Origin of the sequence: Pseudomonas sp. N2-3-1-14 (assembly GCF_041228395.1) — a bacterium.
Classification (GTDB): domain Bacteria; phylum Pseudomonadota; class Gammaproteobacteria; order Pseudomonadales; family Pseudomonadaceae; genus Aquipseudomonas.
In genome coordinates, this window is sequence record NZ_CP166199.1 from 5798138 (window position 1) to 5816052 (window position 17915).

A 17915-nucleotide genomic window follows, 5' to 3' on the forward strand; every position below is an offset into this window, starting at 1 on the left:
CCTCTAGACTCAGCTTGCTTATCATGGCCCGCCCACAGGATTCCAAGAGTTACTTATGCGCCGCCTGCTCACCGGCTGTTTCGTCACACTGCTGCTATTGCTCAACACCCTGGTGCTGTTCGGGCCGTTGATGCTGTTTGCCCTGCTCAAGCTGGTGGCGCCCGGGCGCTATCGCGACTATGCCTCGTGGGCCGTGATGTGGATCGCCGAGACCTGGGCTGAAATCGACAAGCTGATCTTCTCGCTATGCATCCCGACCCACTGGGAGATTCGCGGCGGCGGCGACCTGCGCGGCGACACTTCTTACCTGGTGATCAGCAACCATCAGTCCTGGGTGGACATTCCGGCGCTGATCCAGGCGCTCAACCGGCGCACGCCGTTCTTCAAATTCTTCCTGAAAAAAGAGCTGATCTGGGTGCCCTTCCTCGGCCTGGCGTGGTGGGCGCTGGATTACCCCTTCATGAAGCGCTACACCAAGGCGTTCCTGGCCAAGCACCCGGAGCTGGCAGGCCAGGACCTGAAAATCACCAAAGAGGCCTGCGAGCTGTTCAAGCGCCAGCCGGTGACCGTGGTGAATTACCTGGAAGGCACGCGGTTTAACGCGGCCAAACACAAGCAGCAGGATTCACCGTATGCCCGGTTGCTCAAACCCAAGGCGGGCGGCGTGGCGTTTGTACTGGCAGCGCTGGGTGAACAACTGGATGCCGTGCTCGACGTGACCGTGGTCTATCCGCAGCAAAAGATTCCAGGGTTTTGGGATTTGATCAGCGGCGCGGTGCCCAAAGTGATCATCGACATTCGCACTCGGGAACTCGACCCGGCGCTATGGCAGGGCGATTACGAGAATGATCCGGCCTTTCGCCAGACCGTCCAGAACTGGGTGAACCAGCTCTGGAGGGAGAAGGACGCGCGCATCGCCCAACTGCGCGCGGAGCCTATTTAGCTGCCAGTGCCCCAGGCCGAGGCGAGTTTGCCCAGCACCGATTCGTTGGCGCCTTGGCCACCCAGGTATTGCAGGATTACCGGCGCAAACTTGCCGATCATGCTGTTATCCATGCCCAGCGCGCTGAAGGCGGTGTTCAGGTCGTTGGTGTTCTTCACGTTGCCCAGCACGCTGTCCAGGCCGCTGGTTTTGCTGCCGCCGCTCTGGCCGAGCATCCCGCTCAAGGCGCCGAGGCTGCCCAGGGAGTTGTTCCCCGCGAGCTTATCCAGGCCGGGCACGCTTTTGCCCAATTGCGAATAGTCGGTGCTGCTCAATTGGTTCTTGGCCAGGCCCAGCATGGCGCCGGTACCGCCGACGGCTTGTTCAGGGGTGACGTTCAGTTGCGAAGTCAGGGCGCTCAGCAGGCCTGCGGTCTGAGAACTTGGCGCTGCTGCAGCCGCCTTGTTGTTGCTGCCCTGGGCGCTGGAAACGGCGTTGGCCACGTCACCGAGGCTAAAACCTGCGGCAAACACCGGGCTGGCGGCCACGGTCATCAGGCAGGACAGGGCAAAACCGCGTGAAATCTTCATCAAGACAACCTCTGAATGTAGGAGCTAAAAGCAGGCGTTGGACTGACAGTCCCGAAGGATTGTTCCCACCTGAAGATTAGTTCAGAAAAAGTTGCATCCAAATCACCCTCCCGCGCGTATACCCAGCATGCACCGCTCGGAGTCGGATGGAATGAATGCTCAAGCTGGACTACCCTCTGCCTACCGTGCGCAGTCCCGTCGCCCTCGTTCGAGAGCCTGGAGAAGCCCTATTTCCACCAACGATGCTGACCCGTTGCAGCCCCTGCTGGCGCAGTGCGCCCTGGGCAACCGCCAGGCGTTCGAGACTCTCTACCGCAGTGTTTCGCCACGCCTGCACGGTGTTGCATTCCGGTTCATGGGGCGCAAGGACCTGGCTGAAGAAGTGCTCCAGGAAGCCTTTGTGCGCATCTGGTACAACGCTTCGCGCTACGAGGCACACCTGGCGGCGCCGATGACCTGGATGGTGAACATCACCCGTAACCTGGCCATCGACCAGTTGCGCAAACACCGCGAACAGCCCTTGGCCGACGGCCAGCAGGACGCCCTGCTCGACGACAGCCCCAGCGCCCACGAACAGCTCGACAGCGAGCGCGAAGCCCGCGCCCTGAACCGCTGCCTCGACAGCCTCGATGGCATGCAGCGCCAATCGATCACCGTGGCTTACTTCCAGGGCCTGTCGTGCTCGGAACTGGCCGACCACTTGGCGGCGCCCCTGGGCTCGGTCAAATCCTGGATTCGCCGTGGCATGGAGCGCCTGCGCAGGTGCCTTGAATCATGAACTATCAAACCACCGCCCTGCGCCGCGCCCTCGCCGCCGACTACGCGATCGGCCTGATGCCGGCTACCGCCCGTCGGCGCTTCGACGCCCTGTTACTGGAAGACGCCGCGCTGCGCGTCGAACTCGGCCACTGGCAGGATGCCCTCGCCAGCCTGACCGGCGCACTGCCCGAACGCCCGGTGCCGAATCATGTGTGGGCCGGCATCAAAGCGCGGATCGAGCCGCAAGTGCTGCATGTGCCGGCGAAGAAACCGTTCTGGATGAGTTTTCGCCTGCTGGCGGCTGCATGTGCGGTCGTCGTCGCCGTGTTGGTCGGCGTGCTTTATCAGCGTGATATCGGCGCCGAGTACAACGCCACGCTGGTTGCGGCTAACCAGCAACCGGCAATGCAGATCCAGGCGTTTGGCGATCACCTGCAAGTGGAGCCGTTGACGTTGGCGGCTGTAGAGCCGACGCGCGCCCTGGAACTGTGGGTCATCCCGGCTGGCGGAAAGCCGATTTCCCTGGGCTTGGTGCCTAGTACCGGCAAGGGCCGAATCCAGTTGAGCAAGGAACAACAGGCACTGCTGACGGCCCCCGTGACCCTCGCCGTCAGCCTGGAACCACAAGGCGGTTCGCCAACGGGCCAACCAACCGGACCGGTGCTGTACCAAGGCGCACTGGCTTCCCGCTGACACCACTCAACCCCTGTGGGAGCGGGCTTGCCCGCGATAGCGGTGGGTCAGCCAAGGATAGGTCAACTGGCCCGCCGCCATCGCAGGCAAGCCAGCTCCCACATTTTGATCTTCGTCGGCCAGGCGACTTGCTCACGACGCTTGCAGGCTTAAGCACTCGACGCAAAAAGGGCGACCCATGGGTCGCCCATTTGTTTGGCCTAAGCCTTACGCCGCACTGAACAACTTATGCGGATCAATCACAAACTTCTTCGGCACACCCGCATCGAACTCGCCGTACCCACGCGGCGCGTCATCCAGGCTGATGACCTGCACGCCAACGATTTCGGCAATGTTGATGCGGTCCCACATGATCGCCTGCATCAACTGGCGGTTGTACTTCATCACCGGGGTTTGGCCGGTGTGGAAGCTGTGGGATTTAGCCCAGCCCAACCCGAAGCGAATGCTCAGGCTGCCCATCTTCGCGGCGGCGTCGACAGCACCTGGGTCTTCGGTGACGTACAGGCCAGGAATGCCGATTTTGCCCGCCACGCGGACCACGCCCATCAGCGAGTTGAGCACGGTGGCCGGCGCTTCTGCCTTGGCGCCTTCATGGCCGTGGCCACGGGCTTCGAAGCCTACGGCATCGACGGCGCAGTCAACTTCCGGCTCGCCCAGCAGTGCGGCGATCTGTTCGTGCAGAGGCGTGTCTTTGGACAGGTCGGCAATTTCAAAGCCCTGCGCTTTGGCGTGTGCCAGGCGGATCGGGTTGACGTCGCCGATGATCACCACAGCGGCGCCCAGCAACCGTGCCGAAGCGGCTGCGGCCAGGCCAACCGGGCCGGCGCCGGCGATATACACCGTGCTGCCCGGGCCGACGCCGGCGGTGACGGCGCCGTGGTAGCCGGTGGGCAGGATGTCGGAGAGGCAGGTCAGGTCGCGGATTTTCTCCATGGCCTTGTCGCGGTCCGGCAGTTTCAGCAGGTTGAAGTCGGCGTACGGCACCAGCACGTATTCGGCCTGGCCGCCGGTCCAGTCGCCCATGTCGACATAACCGTACGCGCCACCGGCACGGGCCGGGTTAACGGTCAGGCACACGCCGGTGTGTTGTTCCTTGCAGGAGCGGCAGCGGCCGCACGCGACGTTGAACGGCACCGAGACCAGGTCGCCGATTTTCAGGTTTTCGACGTCACTGCCCTTTTCGATCACTTCGCCGGTGATTTCATGCCCCAGGACCAGGCCGGTCTGGGCGGTGGTACGGCCACGCACCATGTGTTGGTCGGAGCCGCAGATGTTGGTGGAGACCACGCGCAGGATGACGCCGTGCTCAATCTTCCTGCCACGGGGGTCCTGCATTTTGGGATAGTCGATTTTCTGTACTTCGACCTTGCCGTTGCCGAGATACACGACACCACGATTACCAGACATGCTTTCACCTCGCTGTTGTTTTTATGGAACCGCGTTGCCCAGGCAGGCAGCGCGTTTAAGTGCTCGGGTTACAGATGCTGTTTCTTATGTTGTTTGTGAGGGCCTCATCGGGGCAAGCCCCCTCCCACAGGGGAATGCATTTCACCATGTGGGAGGGGGCTTGCCCCCGATGGCTTCAGTCAGAGCACCACCGTTCTATTGGCGTTCAAGAACACCCGGCGCTCAATGTGATACCCCACCGCCCGGGCCAATGTCAGCCCTTCGATATCCCGCCCCTTGGCAATCAAATCCTCGGGATAGTGGCTGTGGTCCACCACCTCCACGCCCTGGGCAATGATCGGGCCCTCGTCCAGGTCATTGTTGATGTAATGCGCGGTGGCGCCGACCAGCTTCACGCCCTTGTTGTAGGCCTGGTGATACGGCTTGGCGCCCTTGAACCCCGGCAGCAACGAGTGATGAATGTTGATGGCCTTGCCATCCAGCTTGCGGCACAGCTCCGGCGACAGCACTTGCATGTAGCGCGCAAGAATCACCAGTTCGGCGCCGGTCTCTTCAATCACTTGCCACACCTGACGCTCCTGGGACGGTTTGTCGTTGGAATCGAGGGGAAATGGTAGTAGGGAATCTGGTGCCAGTCGGCCAACGGCTTGAGATCGGGGTGGTTGGACACCACCGCGACCACGTCCATCGACAGTTGGCCGATGCGCTGGCGGTACAGCAGGTCGTTCAGGCAGTGATCGGCCTTGGAAACCATGATCACCACTTTTGGCCGGTAGTTCGGCGCCGTCAGCTCGAAGATCATGCCAAAGGCTTCACCGCGCGTGGCCAGGCCGTCGCGGAAGGCTTGCTCGTCAAAACCGTCGGGCTGGCGGAATTCCACACGAATAAAAAACCGGCCCGAGAGGCGGTCATCGAACGAATGGTGCTCGGTGACGTAGCAGCCCTGTTCGAACAGGTAGCGGGTGACCGCGTCCACCGTGCCGAGCACGCTGGGGCAGTCGGCGGTCAAAATCCATGTATCAGGTGCGCGGCTCATGCTGGAATCCTCAGGCCCTTGTGGCGAGGGGGCTTGTCCCCCGTTGAGCTGCGAAGCAGCTCCAAAACCCGCCACTCGGTTATTGCAGAAAAAATGCGCTGACCTTATTGGGACCGCTGCGCGCTCCAACGGGGGCAAGCCCCCTCGCCACAACAGCCCTCTTGTGTTCATTCGATCAGGCTTGAACACTCAGGCCGAATTCGGCGGACGCATCCTGCAGCCACAACCACCAGTAGTCCGAGAAGCTGCGACGAATCACCAGCTCCCAGGTGTCTTCGGCCGTGTGGCGGATCACCAGTTGCGACTTGGCGAACACCGTGCCCACCGCCTTGCCCACCGGAAAGTTGTTGGGGTGCACGTCGTAACTGGTGGACTTCATCAGCACGTCGCGCACATTCGGGCCGCTGAGTTCGAGGATCTGCTGCCCGCCGCTGACGTTGACGACCTGAATATGCAGGTCGCCCAGGGCAGCCCGCAGGTTTTGCTCGGCGGCGAATTCTTCACCGCTTGGCACCACCAACAGCCACTCATCCGGGCCGAGCCATTGCAGGCTGGTTTCGCCGTTGATGATGACTTGCAGGGCGCCAGGCAGTTCGATGCCGAGGGCTTTGTGCACGCCGGCAGCGAAGGCCGCATCGTGACCATCGCCACGAAGGGTCAGGTGGCCGAGCAGTTTCTTTTCACGCACGGTCACGCCGGCATTCTTGCGACCCTTGCCGACCAGGCTGGCGAGGTCGGCATGGTGCAGCGACGACTCGGCCTTGGCACCGGTGGTGGGGCGTTGTTGGTAAACATTGGCTGCTGTCATAAAGCACCTATCTGAATTCTGTTGTGCGGCTAATGGCCTCATCGGGGGCAAGCCCCCTCCCACAGGGGAATGCATTTCAACATGTGGGAGGGGGCTTGCCCCCGATACAGGCGCCTCGGTCTATCAGATGTTCTGCCGCTCACCTTTCGGGTCAAAGAACACCGAGGACACAATCTCCGCCTCGATCACGCTGCCATCGGCCTGCGGTGAGAACACCCGCTCGCCGATGCGCTTCAAACCGCCCTTCACCACCGCCATCGCAAACGAGTAACCCAGCGAGTTATGCGCATAGCTTGAGGTGACGTGACCGACCATCTTCATCGGGATCGTCTGCTTCGGATCGAACACCAGCTGCGCGCCTTCCGGCAGCCACACGGTCGGATCAATCGGCTTCAAGCCCACCAGTTGCTTGCGCTCTTCACGCACGCAGTCTTCACGGTTCATCCCGCGCCAGCCGATCCACGAGAACGGTTTGGTACGGCCTACGCACCAGCCCATGTTCAGGTCGTCCGGGGTCATCGAGCCGTCGGTGTCCTGGCCGACGATGATGAAGCCCTTCTCGGCCCGCAGCACGTGCATGGTCTCGGTGCCGTACGGCGTCAGGTTGTACTTCTTGCCGGCCTCGACAATCTGTTCGAGCACGCCCATGGCGTAGTCGGCCTGCACGTTGACCTCAAACGACAGCTCACCGGTAAACGAGATACGGAACACCCGCGCCGGCACGCCGCCGACCAGGCCTTCTTTCCAGGTCATGAACGGGAAGCCGTCCTTGTCCAGGTCGATATCCGTCACTTCGGCCAGCAGCTTGCGGCTGTTGGGGCCGGACAAGGTCATGGTTGCCCAATGGTCGGTGACCGAGGTGAAGTACACCTTGAGGTCCGGCCACTCGGTCTGTTGGTAGATTTCCAGCCACTGCAATACGCGAGCGGCGCCGCCGGTGGTGGTGGTCATCAGGAAGTGGTTGTCGGCGAGGCAGGCGGTCACGCCGTCGTCGAAGACCATGCCGTCTTCCTTGCACATCAGGCCGTAGCGCGCCTTGCCCACGTCGAGCTTGGTCCAGGCGTTGCTGTAGATGCGGTTGAGAAACTCGCGGGCGTCCGGGCCTTGAATGTCGATCTTGCCCAGGGTGGACGCATCCAGCAGGCCGACGCTGTCGCGCACGGCCAGGCATTCGCGTTTGACGGCGGCGTGCAGGTCTTCGCCATTGCGCGGGAAGTACCACGGGCGTTTCCACTGGCCGACGTCTTCAAACTCGGCGCCGTTTTTCACGTGCCAAGCCTGCAGCGCGGTGTAACGCACCGGCTCGAAGATGTGCCCACAGTGGCGGCCCGCAACGGCGCCGAAGGTGACCGGCGTGTAGTTGGGGCGGAACATGGTGGTGCCCATCTGCGGGATGGTCACGTTCAGCGAACGGGCCGCGATGGCCAGGCCGTTGACGTTACCCAGCTTGCCCTGGTCGGTGCCGAAGCCCAGCGCGGTGTAGCGTTTGACGTGCTCGACCGACTCGAACCCTTCGCGGGTCGCCAGTTCGATGGCGGCGGCGGTCACGTCGTTTTGCAGGTCGACAAATTGCTTCGGCGCCCGTGCAGTGGCTTTCTCGTGAGGCACCTGGAACAGCGCCAGTGTCGGCTCTTCCAGACGGCTCAAGGCCTTGGGCAGCGTGCCTTCCACCGGCGCAAAACCGGCTTCGCTGGCCGCGCGCACGCCGCCTTCAAAACCGTCGGCCAGGGAATCACCAAGCCCGTAGACGCCATTGATGCCACCCACGCACACGCGTTTTTGCGGCGCTTCACCCGGTACGAAACCGAGGATGTCTTCACGCCAGGTCGGCTTGCCGCCCAAGTGCGAAGCCAGGTGAACCACCGGGCTGTAACCGCCGGAGCTGGCGACTAGGTCGCACTCCAGCCACTCGCCGGGGCTGGTGACTTTATGCGCTTTGACGTCGATGGCCGCCACGCGGGCGCCGGTCACGTGCTTGCTGCCACGCGCTTCGATCACAGCGCTGCCCGTGAGGATGCGAATACCTTTGGCGCGGGCTTCTTCCACCAGCGCACCGCGAGGGTTGTGGCGCGCATCGGCCACAGCCACGACGGTGAGGCCGGCGTCGAACCAGTCCAGCGCTACGCGGTAGGCGTGGTCGTTGTTGGTCGACAGCACCAGTTTTTTACCGGGTGCCACGCCGTAACGGCGCACGTAAGTCGAGACCGCGCCAGCGAGCATGTTGCCCGGCACGTCGTTGTTGCCGTACACCAACGGGCGCTCGCAGGCACCGGTTGCCAGCACCACACGCTTGGCACGCACACGGTGGATGCGCTGACGCACCACGCCAATCGGCGCACGGTCACCGAGGTGATCGGTGAGGCGTTCGTGAATGGTCAGGAAGTTGTGGTCGTGGTAACCGTTGACGGTGGCGCGAGGCAGCAGCACCACGTCCGGCAGGGCTTTGAGTTCAGCGATCACGCTGGCAACCCATTCGGTGGCGGGTTTGCCGTCGAGGCTTTCACGGGAATCCAGCAGCGAGCCGCCGAATTCTTCCTGCTCATCGGCGAGGATCACACGGGCACCGCTGCGCGCAGCCGCCAGGGCAGCGGCCAGGCCGGCGGGGCCTGCGCCCACCACCAGCACGTCGCAGTGACGGTTGAAGTTGTCGTAGGTGTCCGGATCGTTCTCGGTCGGCGAGCGGCCAAGGCCAGCCGCCTTGCGGATGTACTTCTCGTAGGTCATCCAGAACGATTGCGGGTACATGAAGGTTTTGTAGTAGAAACCCGGCGGCATCAGCTTGCCGCCGACCTTGCCGAGAATGCCCATCATGTCGTTGTTCACGCTCGGCCAGCCGTTGGTGCTGGTGGCGACCAAACCCTGGTAAAGCGCCTGTTGCGTGGCACGCACGTTAGGGATTTGCGTGGCTTCGGTGGCGCCGATCTGCAGCACCGCGTTCGGCTCTTCGGCACCGGCGGCAAAGATGCCGCGCGGGCGCGAGTACTTGAAGCTGCGGCCGATGATGTCGACGCCATTGGCCAGCAAGGCGGCGGCCAAGGTGTCGCCCTCAAAACCTTTGTAGCTCTGGCCGTTGAAGGTAAACGTCAGGACTTTGTTACGGTCGATGCGACCACCGTTGGACAGGCGATTGATCTGGCTCATACCTTCTCTCCAGAAGCCTTGGCGGTGAATTGCGGCCGGGTGCCTATCTTGTAGGTTTCAAGAATTTCGTAGGTCACGGTGTCGCGCGTGGCGTTGAAATACTGGCGGCAACCGGCGGCGTGAATCCACAGCTCGTGGTGCAGGCCACGCGGGTTATCGCGGAAGAACATGTAGTCGCCCCACTGCTCATCGGTGCAGGCGTTCGGGTCCAGCGGGCGCGGGATGTGCGCTTGGCCGGACGCGTGGAATTCCTCTTCGGAGCGCAGTTCGCCACAGTGAGGACAGAAGATATGCAACATAGGGAATTTCTCCTGTTAGTGGGCGACGGCCGCAGCGCCGTGTTCGTCGATCAACGCACCGTTGTGGAAACGGTCGATGGAGAATGGCGCGGCCAACGGGTGCATTTCGCCCTTGGCCAGGCTGGCGGCAAACACGTTGCCTGAGCCCGGCGTGGCCTTGAAGCCACCGGTGCCCCAACCGCAGTTGAAGAACATGTTCGGCACCGGGGTCTTGGAGATGATCGGGCAGGCGTCCGGCGTGGTGTCGACGATGCCGCCCCACTGACGGTTCATGCGCACGCGCGACAGCACCGGGAACATCTCGACGATGGCCTGGATGGTGTGTTCGATCACCGGGTACGAGCCGCGCTGGCCGTAGCCGTTGTAGCCGTCGATGCCGGCGCCGATCACCAGGTCGCCCTTGTCGGACTGGCTGATGTAACCGTGCACGGCGTTGGACATGATCACGCTGTCGATAATCGGCTTGATCGGCTCGGAAACGAGCGCTTGCAGCGGGTGGGATTCGATCGGCAGGCGAAAACCCGCCAACGAAGCCATGTGCCCGGAGTTACCGGCCGTCACCACACCGACGCGCTTGGCGCCGATAAAACCCTTGTTGGTTTCCACGCCGATGCACACGCCGTTTTCTTTGCGAAAGCCGATCACTTCGGTCTGCTGGATCAGGTCCACACCGAGTGCGTCCGCCGCGCGGGCAAAGCCCCAGGCCACGGCGTCGTGACGGGCCACGCCGCCGCGCCGTTGCACGGTGGCGCCGAGTACCGGGTAGCGGGTGTTTTTCGAGCAGTCGAGGTACGGGATCTCGTCGGCCACCTGTTTGGCGTTGAGCAGTTCGCCGTCCACGCCGTTGAGGCGGTTGGCGCTGACGCGGCGCTCGGAATCACGAATGTCTTGCAGGGTGTGGCACAGGTTGTAGACGCCACGTTGGGAGAACATCACGTTGTAGTTCAGGTCCTGGGACAGGCCTTCCCACAGTTTCATCGCGTGTTCGTACAGGTGCGCCGACTCGTCCCACAGGTAGTTGGAACGTACGATAGTGGTGTTGCGCGCGGTGTTACCGCCGCCCAGCCAGCCTTTCTCGACCACAGCCACATTGGTGATGCCGTGTTCTTTGGCCAGGTAGTAGGCGGTCGCCAGACCATGCCCGCCGCCGCCGACGATGACCACGTCGTAGACCTTTTTCGGCGTGGGCGTGCGCCACATCTTCTGCCAGTTTTCGTGGTGGCTGAGTGAGTGCTTGAAGAGGCCGAAGCCCGAGTAGCGTTGCATAGTCATTACTCCAAAACCGCGCTCAGCGATAAACCGGGAAATCAGCGCACAGGGCAGACACGTGCTTGGCCACGTTGGCCTCGACGTCGGCATCGCCGAGGTTGTCGAGGATGTCGCAGATCCAGCCGGCAAGCTCAATGCATTGCGGCACTTTGAAGCCACGCGTGGTCACCGCCGGGGTGCCGATGCGCAGGCCCGAGGTCACGAACGGCGACTGCGGGTCATTCGGCACGGCGTTCTTGTTGACGGTGATGTGGGCGCGGCCAAGGGCGGCGTCCGCCTCTTTGCCGGTGAGGCCCTGACGGATCAGGCTGACCAGGAACAGGTGGTTGTCGGTGCCGCCGGACACCACGTCGTAGCCGCGCTTGATAAACACACTGGCCATGGCCTGGGCGTTTTCGATCACTTGTTGCTGGTAGACCTTGAAGCCAGGCTCCGCCGCTTCCTTGAAGCACACCGCCTTGCCGGCGATCACATGCATCAGCGGGCCACCCTGGGCACCGGGGAAGACGGCGGCGTTGAGTTTTTTCTCAATCTCTTCATTGGCCTTAGCCAGGATCAAACCGCCACGCGGACCGCGCAGGGTCTTGTGGGTAGTGGTGGTAACCACGTCGGCATACGGCAGCGGGTTCGGGTACAAACCAGCAGCCACCAGGCCGGCGACGTGGGCCATGTCGACAAACAGCAGCGCGCCAACCTTGTCGGCAATCGCGCGGAAACGTGGGAAATCCAAAGTCTTGGAATAGGCAGAGAAACCCGCCACGACCATTTTCGGCTTGTGCTCCACCGCCAGGCGCTCGACTTCGTCGTAGTCGATCAGGCCGGTGTCGGTGTTGATGCCATATTGCACCGCGTTGTACAGCTTGCCCGAGGACGACACTTTGGCGCCGTGGGTCAAGTGACCGCCATGGGCCAGGCTCATGCCGAGGATGGTGTCGCCAGCGTTCAGCAGCGCCAGGTACACCGCGCTGTTGGCGGACGAGCCGGAGTGCGGCTGCACGTTGGCGTAATCGGCGCCGAACAGCTGCTTGGCGCGCTCGATGGCCAGGGCTTCAACCTTGTCCACGTGCTCGCAGCCGCCGTAGTAGCGCTTGCCGGGGTAGCCTTCGGCGTATTTGTTGGTGAGGCCGCTGCCCTGAGCTTCCATCACGCGTTTGCTGGTGTAGTTCTCTGACGCGATCAGCTCGATATGATCTTCCTGACGCTGCTCCTCGGCATTCATCGCCGCCAGCAAGGCGTCGTCATATCCCTGGATCTGGTCTTTTTTGCTGAACATCGCGTCTCTCCCAGCCTTTCGTATTGTTGAGGCCCGTGCAGGGCCCTTTGATGCGATGGTAGGGCTGGCGCAGACAGGTCAAATGCCTACGGACGCCACGCAAAGGTGCGTTTACGACATAGCGGCAACAACGCAGAACAAATGTGGGAGGGGGCTTGCCCCCGATAGCGGTGGATCAGCTTGCACATGTGTCGGCAGACACACTGCCATCGGGGGCAAGCCCCCTACCACAGGGGTCAGGCGATGATCTTGCGCACGAGTAGCAACATCAGGAAATGCAGGGGATACAGGGCATACGCCCAGCGGCGCATGGCCGGAGGCGAGACGTTTTTGGCCTGTCGCAACAAGACTAAACCCGCCAATGGCGCGATCAGGCAAGCGGCCAATCCCAAAAGCGCCACGGGCGTGCCGCTATTGAGCAAAATCTGCCATTGATTGGCGGCCACACAGACCAACCCTGGCAACACGCTGAAATACCAAGGTTGACGAAACACCATCAGCATCGCCAGCGGCAGCAAGACACCGAAAAAACCGAACATCAACTGCGTGGTAAACACCGCGCCCAAAGCGAGGGCGATCAGCGCCAATCCTCGATCAAAAAGCGCCTTCTGCTGCCATCCTCGGGCAACCAGCAGGCCCAGCGCCAGGGTCGGCAGCACGTTCAAGGTATCGGCATCGTCGATAAACAGTCGGTACGGCACTTCGCTGATCACACTGAACAGCAGCAGCCAGCCCAGGTAACGCCATTGGCCCGTTACCGGCGCATCCTTGACCCGGTGCAGGTTCGCCGCAATCGCCAGGCAAAACCACGGGAATGCCAGGCGCCCCGGCACGTACAGGCCATCCAGGCTCCAACCGACATAGCGCAGGTGATCCAGGACCATGCTCAGCAGCGCCAGCCACTTGAGCAGGTCCAAGGCGCCATCGCGCGCCTGCTTGGCAGGAATCGTTTCAGTACCGTGCATAATTCCCCAGTGACTTTGCATTTACAGTGCGTGCGCCCGCCCAACATTCTTGGTTACAGTGCGCACCAACATCGACCACAGGAATGGGCCATGACCGACAAGAGCCAACAATTCGCCAGCGACAACTATTCCGGCATCTGCCCGGAAGCCTGGGCCGCCATGGAACTCGCCAACCAGGGCCATCAACGCGCCTACGGCGATGATGAATGGACCCACCGTGCCGCCGACGGTTTCCGCAATCTGTTCGAAACCGACTGCGAAGTATTCTTCGCCTTCAACGGCACCGCCGCCAACTCCCTGGCGCTGTCCTCGCTGTGCCAGAGCTACCATAGCGTGATTTGCTCGGAAACCGCCCACGTCGAAACCGACGAATGCGGCGCGCCGGAGTTTTTCTCCAACGGCTCCAAACTGCTCACCGCCCGCACTGAAAACGGCAAGCTGACCCCGGAATCGATCCGCGAGATCGCGCTCAAGCGCCAGGACATTCATTACCCCAAACCACGCGTGGTCACCCTGACCCAAGCCACCGAAGTCGGCAGCGTGTACACCCCGCAAGAAATCCGCGCGATCAGTGCCACCTGCAAAGAACTGGGCCTGAACCTGCACATGGACGGCGCACGCTTCTCCAACGCCTGCGCGTTCCTCGGCTGTTCCCCGGCCGACTTGACCTGGAAAGCCGGCGTGGACGTATTGTGCTTCGGCGGCACGAAAAACGGCATGGCGGTGGGTGAAGCCATCCTGTTCTTCAACCACAAGCTGGCTGAAGACTTCGACTACCGCTGCAAACAGGCCGGTCAGTTGGCGTCGAAAATGCGCTTCCTCTCGGCGCCGTGGGTGGGCTTGCTGGAAAACGACGCCTGGCTCAAACACGCACGCCACGCCAACCACTGCGCGCAATTGCTGAGCAGCCTGGTGGCCGACATTCCTGGTGTGGAATTGATGTTCCCGGTGCAAGCCAACGGCGTGTTCCTGCAACTCTCGGAAGCGGCCATCGAGGCCTTGACGGCCAAGGGCTGGCGCTTTTACACCTTCATCGGCAAAGGCGGCGCGCGGTTCATGTGTGCGTGGGATACCGAGGAAGAGCGCGTGCGCGAATTGGCGGCAGATATCCGCGAAGTGATGGGCGCCTGAATTCACCACTGAACAAAATGTGAGAGGGGGCTTGCCCCCGATAGCAGTCTTTCAGTCAATGCATCAGTGACTGTTCCACTGCCATCGGGGGCAAGCCCCCTCCCACATTTGACCCTGCCCGCTTGAGGGTTTGGTCTATCAGAACTCGATACGCACATCACCCTTCGGTACGCTGCAGCACGACAGGATGTAGCCTTCGGCCTCGTCTTCTTCGGTAATCCCGCCGTTGTGGTCCATCTCGACCTCCCCGCCCAGCTTCATCACCTTGCAGGTGCCGCAGATGCCCATGCCGCAGGCTTTGGGAATCAGCAGGCCAAGCTTGGCCGCAGCGGCGTGGACGGTTTCGCCCGGCGCCACGCGAATGCTCTTGCCCGACGCAATGAATTCCACCTGATGCAGGTCGGCCAAGTCGATTTCCGGTGCGTCGGCCGCCTGTTCGGCCTGCTCCACCGCGTCGGCACGTGCTTCCGGCGGTGTCGCGCCAAAGGACTCTTCGTGGTAGCGCGTCATGTCAAAGCCCGCCACTTCCAGCAGGCGCTTCACCGCGTTCATGTACGGCGTAGGGCCACAGCAGAACACTTCGCGCTCGAGGAAGTCCGGCACCATCAGTTCGAGCATCTTGTGGTTCAGGTAGCCGCGATAACCGGCCCAGGGCTCGCCCAGGCCGTGTTTCTCACAGATCAGGTGCAGGCTGAAGTTGTCGATCCGCGACGCCATGTGTTCCAGCTCGCGGTGGTAAATGATGTCTTTGGGTGAGCGCGCGCTGTGGATAAAGGTCATGTCGACATTGGCGTTGGTGTCGTAATACCAACGCGCCATGGACATCACCGGCGTGATGCCGACGCCGCCGCTCAGATACAGCACTTTCGGGTTGCTGAAATCGATGGCATTGAACAGCCCCACCGGCCCGTGCACCGCCAGCTCCTGGCCTTCGTGCAGCGTGTCGTGCAGCCAGTTGGAAACCTTGCCGCCCGGCACGCGTTTGATCGTCACCGAAAAGCTGTACGGCACCGACGGTGAACTGGAGATGGTGTAGGAGCGCATGATCGGCTGGCCGTCGATTTCCAGCTCCAGGGTGACGAACTGCCCCGGCTTGAAAAAGAACAGGATCGGCTGGTCGGCCATGAAGCAGAAGGTGCGCACGTCCCAGGTTTCCTGGATGACTTTGACGCAACGGACAATGTGCCGACCATTGGCCCAGGTCTGGGTGGTGACCGGATTCAGGAAGCTGTTGGACATGCTGTTCTCCGCAGCCGTATATCGGCCTGATGGTGGCGATTCTGCGTAACGCGAGAAACGTCCATTTACCTATCTGCGACATTCACATACTTATCGCGACCAGCCCCCATACCACGGGGGTTGCGCGTCGGGATCAGAGTGGGCCATGTCGCTAATGGACAAGGTTCTGGCCTTTGCCGGGCCCACACTCGCTCCCAACAACGACGCTTTCTTTACGCCTTGCTGCAAAACCTGATCAGCCACTATTCGCCGGCCACACAGAATGGCCCTGAGGACACACACGATGGACGTCACCGCAACCTTAAGCTTGGGCGATCCGCTGGAACCCGCACGCAAGGCCACCGCGCAAATGCTGCAAGAGCGCGAGCGCACTTTTTCGCTGCCGCAGCCGTTTTACTCTGACGAGCGGCTGTTTGATATCGACATGCAGGAGATCTTCCAGAAAGAGTGGTTGATCGCCGGCATGACCTGCGAGATTCCCACCAAGGGCAACTACCTGACCCTGCAAGTGGGCAAGAACCCGATCATCGTGATCCGTGGCGCCGAGGGCGTGGTGCATGCCTTTCACAACGTGTGCCGTCACCGTGGCTCGCGCCTGTGCACCAGCGACAAGGGCAAGGTCGCCAAACTCGTCTGTCACTACCACCAGTGGACCTACGAGCTCGACGGCCGCCTGCTGTTCGCCGGCACCGAGATGGGCGCCGACTTCGACATGAAGCAGTACGGCTTGAAACCCGTGAACGTGAAGACCGCCGGCGGCTACATCTTCATCAGCCTGGCCGAGAACCCGCCGGCCATCGACGACTTCCTGTCGACGCTGAACCACTACATGGAACCCTACGACATGGAAAACACCAAGGTGGCGATCCAGACCACCTTGTTCGAAAAAGCCAACTGGAAGCTGGTGCTGGAAAACAACCGCGAGTGCTACCACTGCAACGCCTCGCACCCGGAACTGTTGAAAACCCTGCTGGAGTGGGACGACGTCACCGACCCGCGCGCCGACCAGGCCTTCAAGGACCACGTCGCCGCTTCCGCCGCCGCCTGGGATGCCGAGAAGATCCCTTACGCCCACGCCAGCTTCGGCCTGCGTAACCGCATCGTGCGCATGCCGCTGCTCAAGGGCACCGTGTCGATGACTCTGGACGGCAAGCAAGGCTGCAACAAGCTGATGGGCCGCATCAAGAACCCGGACCTGGGCTCGATGCGCATCCTGCACCTGCCGCACTCGTGGAACCACTGCATGGGCGATCACATCATCGTGTTCACCGTGTGGCCGATCAGCGCCCAGGAAACCATGGTCACCACCAAGTGGATCGTGCACAAGGACGCCGTCGAAGGCGTGGACTACGACGTCGAGCGCATGCGCAAAGTGTGGGACGCCACCAACGACCAGGACCGTCGCCTGGCCGAAGAAAACCAGCGCGGGATCAACTCCACCGCCTATCAGCCAGGGCCTTACTCCAAGACGTATGAGTTTGGTGTGGTGAATTTTGTGGATTGGTACAGCGAGCGCTTGCTGAGCAACCTGGGCGCTGCGCCGGCGCCATACCTCAAGGGCGTGGCCGCACACGAGTAACTGACACGCGACCGATCAAAATGTGGGAGCGGGCTTGCCCGCGAATGCAGTGGATCAGCCAGCCCATCGGGTGACTGACACACCGCCTTCATGAGCAAGCCCGCTCGCACATCAGGTTTCCACACTGCTCAAGAATTGATCAACTCCCTTGCAACCCTTTCCCGCCTTGCCCTCCAGCCTTCGCCCAACAACTTATCCACAAAGCAGCCCACAGCAATTGTGGGCAAGTGCGCGGTCTTCTGAAAATAAATGAAGAAAATCCGTGACTTATTCCAGCCGTGCGCTTTCGTAATCGTTTGATCATTTATTGATCAACTCTCTGATAGCCTCTAAATACGTGGCCTGTGGCAGTACGCGAACACCTTATCCACAGAAGCACCAACAGACTTTGGGGGCAACTTTACCGATGCTGTGGAAAACCGCGTCAACCCTTCATAAATCGCGGGTTTCAAGGTTTTAATTGAGCAAACAGCGCGAATTGATCAAATTTTGATCGATTCAATGAAAGCCTTTATCTACGTGGCCTGCAGCCGGTAGCGAACATCTTATCCACAGAAGCGCCAACAGACTTTGGGGGCAAGTCGGTACGGGCGAAAGAAGTTATTCATAGAAAAACCCCAGGAAAAACCGCTGGTTAGCCTGGTTGTTTTTCGTACAGGGGGCTGCAGGGCTTGATTTACCGGGGCTGTGGACAACCGCGAACAGGTTATCCACAGACGGGTCAACAGGGATTGTGGGTAAGCCCACAGATCAATGTGGGAGCGGGCTTTTCTGTGGGAGCCGGGCTTGCCCGCGATGCAGGCA

At 61.5% G+C, this 17915-nt stretch carries 14 protein-coding genes and 1 pseudogene; 5 read left to right on the forward strand and 10 right to left on the reverse strand.

All coding sequences use genetic code 11. The features are described 5' to 3' along the window. The first annotated feature begins 55 nt into the window (after positions 1 to 55). Positions 56 to 943 (forward strand): acyltransferase, encoded by an 888-nt coding sequence (locus tag AB5I78_RS26915; RefSeq protein WP_369302005.1) that lies wholly within the window; start codon positions 56 to 58, stop codon positions 941 to 943. Here AB5I78_RS26915 and AB5I78_RS26920 read toward each other — a convergent pair. Next, a complete protein-coding gene (locus AB5I78_RS26920) occupies positions 940 to 1512 on the reverse strand; it encodes a DUF2780 domain-containing protein (protein WP_145157529.1) in 573 nt (190 codons plus the stop codon). The genes AB5I78_RS26915 and AB5I78_RS26920 overlap by 4 nt on opposite strands. A gap of 151 nt (positions 1513 to 1663) precedes the next feature. Here AB5I78_RS26920 and AB5I78_RS26925 point away from each other — a divergent pair, with 151 nt between their 5' ends. Both AB5I78_RS26925 and AB5I78_RS26930 read left to right on the forward strand, forming a co-directional pair. Further along, the gene (locus tag AB5I78_RS26925; RefSeq protein WP_369302004.1) at positions 1664 to 2290 is read left to right on the forward strand and encodes a sigma-70 family RNA polymerase sigma factor; all 627 of its coding nucleotides are present in this window, start codon (positions 1664 to 1666) and stop codon (positions 2288 to 2290) included. Next, the gene (locus tag AB5I78_RS26930) at positions 2287 to 2964 is read left to right on the forward strand and encodes an anti-sigma factor domain-containing protein (protein WP_369302003.1); all 678 of its coding nucleotides are present in this window, start codon (positions 2287 to 2289) and stop codon (positions 2962 to 2964) included. The genes AB5I78_RS26925 and AB5I78_RS26930 overlap by 4 nt, the downstream gene beginning before the upstream one ends. Positions 2965 to 3171: 207 nt before the next feature. Here the strand turns inward: AB5I78_RS26930 and fdhA are convergent, their stop codons facing one another. The 8 genes and pseudogenes from fdhA to AB5I78_RS26970 all read right to left on the reverse strand — a co-directional run bounded on the left by fdhA (position 3172) and on the right by AB5I78_RS26970 (position 13162). Beyond that, positions 3172 to 4371 (reverse strand): formaldehyde dehydrogenase, glutathione-independent, encoded by a 1200-nt coding sequence (gene fdhA / locus AB5I78_RS26935; protein WP_034116135.1) that lies wholly within the window; start codon positions 4369 to 4371, stop codon positions 3172 to 3174. Positions 4372 to 4550: 179 nt separating this feature from the next. Next, positions 4551 to 5407: pseudogene (gene purU / locus AB5I78_RS26940) on the reverse strand (formyltetrahydrofolate deformylase). A gap of 175 nt (positions 5408 to 5582) precedes the next feature. Further along, complete coding sequence (locus AB5I78_RS26945) at positions 5583 to 6215, reverse strand: sarcosine oxidase subunit gamma (protein ID WP_262209400.1); 633 nt, start codon at positions 6213 to 6215, stop codon at positions 5583 to 5585. 123 nt (positions 6216 to 6338) lie between these two features. Continuing rightward, the gene (locus AB5I78_RS26950; RefSeq protein WP_369302001.1) at positions 6339 to 9356 is read right to left on the reverse strand and encodes a sarcosine oxidase subunit alpha; all 3018 of its coding nucleotides are present in this window, start codon (positions 9354 to 9356) and stop codon (positions 6339 to 6341) included. Next, complete coding sequence (locus AB5I78_RS26955; RefSeq protein WP_369302000.1) at positions 9353 to 9655, reverse strand: sarcosine oxidase subunit delta; 303 nt, start codon at positions 9653 to 9655, stop codon at positions 9353 to 9355. The genes AB5I78_RS26950 and AB5I78_RS26955 overlap by 4 nt, the downstream gene beginning before the upstream one ends. Positions 9656 to 9670: 15 nt before the next feature. After that, a complete protein-coding gene (locus tag AB5I78_RS26960) occupies positions 9671 to 10921 on the reverse strand; it encodes a sarcosine oxidase subunit beta (protein ID WP_010207084.1) in 1251 nt (416 codons plus the stop codon). A gap of 22 nt (positions 10922 to 10943) precedes the next feature. Continuing rightward, positions 10944 to 12197, reverse strand: coding sequence for a serine hydroxymethyltransferase (gene glyA, locus AB5I78_RS26965; RefSeq protein WP_106575582.1), 1254 nt, complete (start codon positions 12195 to 12197; stop codon positions 10944 to 10946). A gap of 236 nt (positions 12198 to 12433) precedes the next feature. Then, positions 12434 to 13162: a TraX family protein gene (locus tag AB5I78_RS26970; protein ID WP_369301999.1), complete on the reverse strand. Its 729-nt coding sequence runs from the start codon at positions 13160 to 13162 to the stop codon at positions 12434 to 12436. 90 nt (positions 13163 to 13252) lie between these two features. On the opposite strand from AB5I78_RS26970, the gene AB5I78_RS26975 reads away from it, so the two are divergent. Further along, positions 13253 to 14293 (forward strand): low specificity L-threonine aldolase, encoded by a 1041-nt coding sequence (locus AB5I78_RS26975; RefSeq protein WP_106575584.1) that lies wholly within the window; start codon positions 13253 to 13255, stop codon positions 14291 to 14293. 138 nt (positions 14294 to 14431) lie between these two features. Here AB5I78_RS26975 and gbcB read toward each other — a convergent pair whose 3' ends face one another. Next, positions 14432 to 15532, reverse strand: a complete 1101-nt coding sequence (gbcB, locus tag AB5I78_RS26980) for a glycine-betaine demethylase subunit GbcB (RefSeq protein ID WP_106575585.1) — start codon at positions 15530 to 15532, stop codon at positions 14432 to 14434. Between the two features lie 283 nt (positions 15533 to 15815). Here gbcB and gbcA point away from each other — a divergent pair, with 283 nt between their 5' ends. Then, a complete protein-coding gene (gbcA, locus tag AB5I78_RS26985; RefSeq protein ID WP_145157545.1) occupies positions 15816 to 17111 on the forward strand; it encodes a glycine-betaine demethylase subunit GbcA in 1296 nt (431 codons plus the stop codon). Positions 17112 to 17915: the final 804 nt, after the last annotated feature.